Raw genomic sequence first — 4313 nt, forward strand, 5'->3', positions numbered from 1 at the left:
GCGAAGCGGGCGGCGCCCACCTGCACCGGACGGGCGACCACGGCGGCCCCTGCCGCCACCGGCCCACCGAACGGCTCGGTGAGCGGGCCCGCCCGTTCACCACCGGCTGCCGGGCCTTCGTCCACCGCCACCGCGAGGTGCTCGCCGCCAACCACCGCACCGCCCGCGCCGCGGCCGGCCTCGACCGGCTCAGCGGCCCGCCCGAACTGCCCGCCGCCGAACGCGACCGGCGAGCGGATCCGCCCTGACCCCGGCCGCCGCGTCCGCCAGCACCTCCCGGGCGGCCCGCGCACCGGAGGCCAGCGCCCCCTGCACCGACCCGGTCGCCCGGTGGTCCCCGCAGACGAACCGGCCGCCGCCCAGCGCGGCCGGCCGGGTCAGCGGGTGCGGGGCCGGCATCGCGGGCAGCGCGTACGGGATCCGGCGGTCCGCCAGGTGCTCCCAGCCGGCCGTGTCCACCCGGTACAGCTCGGCCAGCCGGGCCCGTACCTGAGGCTCCCAGGCAGCCGCCCCCAGCACCGAGGTCGCCACCAGCGCCCGCCCGTCGCCCGAGCACCCGGGCACCACCTCGGACAGCACCACGCTGTTCAGCACCCGGCCGTCGGTGTCGACCAGCAGCGTCGGCTCGGCCAGCGGCGACACCGGCGCCGCGTGGTACACCGTGGTCACCGGACGCCCGGGCGGCACCGGCAGCCCGGGCAGCAGCCGCGCCGCCTCCGGAGCCTCGGTCGCCACCACCACCCGCCCGGCGGGCACCTCCGTGCCGTCCTCGAGCAGCACCCCCGCGTCCGTCAGCTCCGCCACCGGCGACTCCAGCGCCACCGTGCCCGGCGGCAGCCCGGCCGCCAGCTGCTCCGGCACCGCGCCGATCCCGGCCTCCGGCAGGCAGAGGGTGCCGCGCAGCAGGCTCCGCCACACCAGGTGGAAGAACCGGCTCGACGTCTCCAGGCCGTCCTCCAGGAAGATCCCGGCGAGGAACGGCCGCAGCACCGCGTCCACGGTCTCCGGCGAGACGCCCGCCGAGACCAGCGCGCCGCGGGTCGGCACGTCCCGGCCGCGCCGCAGCACGGCGGCCGGCAGCACCATGTCGCGGGCGCTCAGCAGCCCCAGCGCCACCACGTCCCGGAACGGGGCGAGCCGGCCGGGCAGCAGGTCGCCGGCCAGGTCGGGCCGCCGCGTCGGATCGGCGAACCGGTACCGGCCGCGCCCGCCCGCCAGGACGAAGCCCGCGGTGAACGGGTGCAGCCGCAGGGCCCGCAGGTCGAACCGCCGGCGCACCTGCGGGTAGGAGGTGTTGAACACCTGGAACCCGCGGTCCAGCCGGAACCCGCGGACCAGGTCGGTGCGCATCCGCCCGCCCACCCCGTCCGAGGCCTCCAGGACGGCCACCTCCAGCCCGGCCGCCACCAGGTCCCGGGCGCATGCCAGCCCCGCGAGCCCGGCACCGACCACCACCACGTCCGGTGAAGACACCTCACCGACTCCTCTCCGTTCGGCCGCACACCCCGTGCACGGCAGCCCGCACCCGGGTACGGATGCCCCTGTGAACCGCACCCTCCTCCGCCTCACCGGCGCGGCCACCGCCGTCTACGGCCTGGCCGTCACCCGCCGCCCCGCCCTGCTCGCCCGGCCCTCCGGCCTCGCAGCCCCGGACGGCACCGTCCCCGCGCCGGTCGCCGCCTGCATCTCCCCGCTGGCCCTGCGCGACGCGGCCTGCGGCCTGGCGATGCTGCTGGCCCCCGACGACCGCAGCCTGCGCACCGCCACCCTGCTGCGGATCGCCGCCGACCTCGGCGACGCCGCCCTGCTCTCCGGGGCCGTCCCGGCCGTCACCGGCCTGCCCACGGCCCGGTACCGGGCGGCCGCCCTGGTGGTCTCGCTCGGCTGGGGCGCCCTCTCCGTCGCCGGGCTGCTGCGGCCCGACCGCGTCCCCGACCGTGCTTCCGACCGCATCCCCGAGCGCGTCCCCGATCCGGAGCCCTGACGGCCGCCTCCGGGCCCCTCCCGGCGGGCCGCCGAGCGCTGCGTGAACGCTGCGGATGGCCCGGGCGCGAGGTCCGCAGGAGGGTGGAACAGGTGCAGACAGGTCCGCCGGCGCGCCGCGCGGCAGCGGCCGGCGGGCCGGTCCGACGGTGGATGCACGGGCCCGGGCAGCGGATGCCCCGGGCCCGTTCCGCGTGCTCGCGGCACCTTCCGCCTGCGGTCGGTGTGCCATGGGGCCGGCCCCTCCGTGCGGTGCGGTGACGGACAGCGGGTTGCGGTGGCCGACGGCTGTCGACGGTCGGGGACGGGGTCGGCGAGGCGGCGGCCCGGCGACCGGCGGGCCGCCGCCGCCCGCCGGACCCTGCCGCGAGTCTTCAGCCGCGCCGCACCGCCTGCCAGGCGCATCGCTTGCGCACCGCTCCCCGGAGCCACCGCCGGACCGGTCAGGAGTGGACGAACGGCGCCGCTTGTGGAGGGGATGTGAAGCCCCACGGGCTCTTCCGTGGAGGATCGCCCCCTGGGGGACTGGGCTCCGAAGCTCCGGGCATGCGAGCCGCCGACGCACCCACGGAAGGAATGGCCATGGCAGTGATGAGTGAAGGGTCGACCCTCGCGCCCGGAGCGACCGCCGAAGGCGCGAGCTCCGCGGGCACCCCGGCACCGGCCCCGGCGCCGGTCCAGCGCGTGGTCGACGACCCCTCGGCAGTGGCCCCGGCCGACGCCAAGGTCCTCTCCTCGGCCCTGTTCGCCCGGCTGCAGACCCTCGAGGAGGGCACCGCCGAGTACTCCTACGTCCGCGGCACCCTGGTCGAGCTGAACCTCTCCCTCGTCCGGTACGTCGCCCGGCGGTTCCGGCAGAGCGGCGAACCGATGGACGACATCGTCCAGGTCGGCACCGTCGGCCTGATCAAGGCGATCGACCGGTTCGACCCGGAGCGCGGCGTGGAGTTCGTGACCCTGGCGGTCCCGACGATCGTCGGCGAGATCAAGCGGTTCTTCCGGGACGCCACCTGGGCCGTCCACGTCCCCCGCCGCCTCCAGGAACTGCGGCTCGCCCTGGCCAAGGCCGGCGACCTGCTGGAGCAGTCCCTCGGCCGCCCCGCCACCGTCGCCGAACTCGCCGCCCACCTGGAGATCACCGAGGACGAGGTGGTCGAGGGCATGATCGCGCGCAACGCCCACACCGCGGGCTCCCTCGACCTCGGCAGCGACGACGAGGACGGCGACGGCTCGCTGCTGCGGCGTCTCGGCCGGCACGACCCCGGACTCGAGAAGGTCGAGAACCTGGAGGCGCTCAAGCCGCTGGTCGCCGCACTCGCCGAGCGGGACCGGGCGATCCTCCACATGCGGTTCGTCGAGGAGTTCACCCAGGCCGAGATCGGGGCCCGCCTCGGCGTCTCCCAGATGCAGGTCTCGCGGCTGCTGGCGCGGATCCTCAACCGCCTCCGCGAGGGCATGATCGTCGGGTGAGGGCCCTGCCCCGGGGGCGCGGGTAGCCGTGCGGATCAGGGTGAGCCGGATTCGCCAGGAGCACCACTCCCGAATTGCGCAGCACCCCCGCGCCCCTGAGGTGCCGCCCCTGACGGGCCCCGGTCCGGTCAGACGATGCGGCGGAGGAATTCCTCGGGGGTGTGCGGCCAGTCGACGAAGGCGGACTCGCAGCCCGCGGGAACGGCACGGTAGGTGCGGTCCAGGAAGGCGCCGAGTTCCGCCGTGCCGAGCCGGACGTCCGCGCCGCCGCCCGGGCAGCGCCACTCCAGCAGCACCCCGCCGTCCTCGTCCGGCCGCACCCGCAGGTCGCCCGCCCCGGCGCAGCCGTACCGGCCCTCGGCCAGCAGGTCGCGGCCGACCGTCCACCGCGGGCCGTCCTCGACCGCGCCGCCGTCCTCGACGACCAGCGTCTCCGTCAGCCGGGCCGGCCCGGGGAAGCACAGCGCGACGGCGTACGGGTCGTCGGTGCGGTACCGCAGCACCACGCGCACCCGCCGTGGCCGGGTCCCGCATATCCGCGCGGTCGTGTGCCGTTCGATCGTCTCCACCATGCTGCGTCCCTCCGCTCCTGCGTGACCCGGGCCGGTGCCCGCCGGAGGGCGCTTGCCCCGCCGCCGGGCGTCCATGCGGGGCGGGAACGGCGGATCCCGGCCGATTCCGCCGCAGCCCCGGCGAACTCCTCGACGGTCCGTCACCAGGGCTGCTGCGAAAGGGGGTTTGGTCGCGCCGGGAGCGGTGAGGCGGTACCGCCGAAGCCCGTCCGGACGCCACCTCGGATCAACGGCCTGGGTGCCCCCGCGGACCGGCTGCGCGAGCTGCGCGACCGCCTGCAGGCCGAT

The 4313-nt window shown here is 77.1% G+C and carries 4 protein-coding genes and 1 pseudogene; 3 read left to right on the forward strand and 2 right to left on the reverse strand.

Annotated elements, in window-relative coordinates; all coding sequences use genetic code 11:
- A pseudogene (locus ABZ641_RS27260) lies at positions 1-248 on the forward strand (cryptochrome/photolyase family protein); the annotation flags it as partial.
- Here the strand turns inward: ABZ641_RS27260 and ABZ641_RS27265 are convergent.
- Complete coding sequence (locus ABZ641_RS27265) at positions 190-1473, reverse strand: NAD(P)/FAD-dependent oxidoreductase (RefSeq protein ID WP_359985813.1); 1284 nt, start codon at positions 1471-1473, stop codon at positions 190-192. The pseudogene ABZ641_RS27260 and the gene ABZ641_RS27265 overlap by 59 nt on opposite strands.
- Positions 1474-1543: 70 nt before the next feature.
- Here ABZ641_RS27265 and ABZ641_RS27270 point away from each other — a divergent pair, with 70 nt between their 5' ends.
- On the forward strand, positions 1544-1984 hold the full coding sequence (locus ABZ641_RS27270; RefSeq protein WP_344627849.1) for a hypothetical protein: 441 nt from the start codon (positions 1544-1546) through the stop codon (positions 1982-1984).
- 590 nt (positions 1985-2574) lie between these two features.
- A complete protein-coding gene (locus ABZ641_RS27275; protein ID WP_344627854.1) occupies positions 2575-3453 on the forward strand; it encodes an RNA polymerase sigma factor SigF in 879 nt (292 codons plus the stop codon).
- Between the two features lie 128 nt (positions 3454-3581).
- On the opposite strand, the gene ABZ641_RS27280 is transcribed toward ABZ641_RS27275, so the two are convergent.
- Positions 3582-4025 (reverse strand): SsgA family sporulation/cell division regulator, encoded by a 444-nt coding sequence (locus tag ABZ641_RS27280; RefSeq protein WP_344627848.1) that lies wholly within the window; start codon positions 4023-4025, stop codon positions 3582-3584.
- Positions 4026-4313: the final 288 nt, after the last annotated feature.

Source organism: Kitasatospora sp. NPDC007106 (assembly GCF_040634455.1).
GTDB lineage: Bacteria > Actinomycetota > Actinomycetes > Streptomycetales > Streptomycetaceae > Kitasatospora > Kitasatospora arboriphila.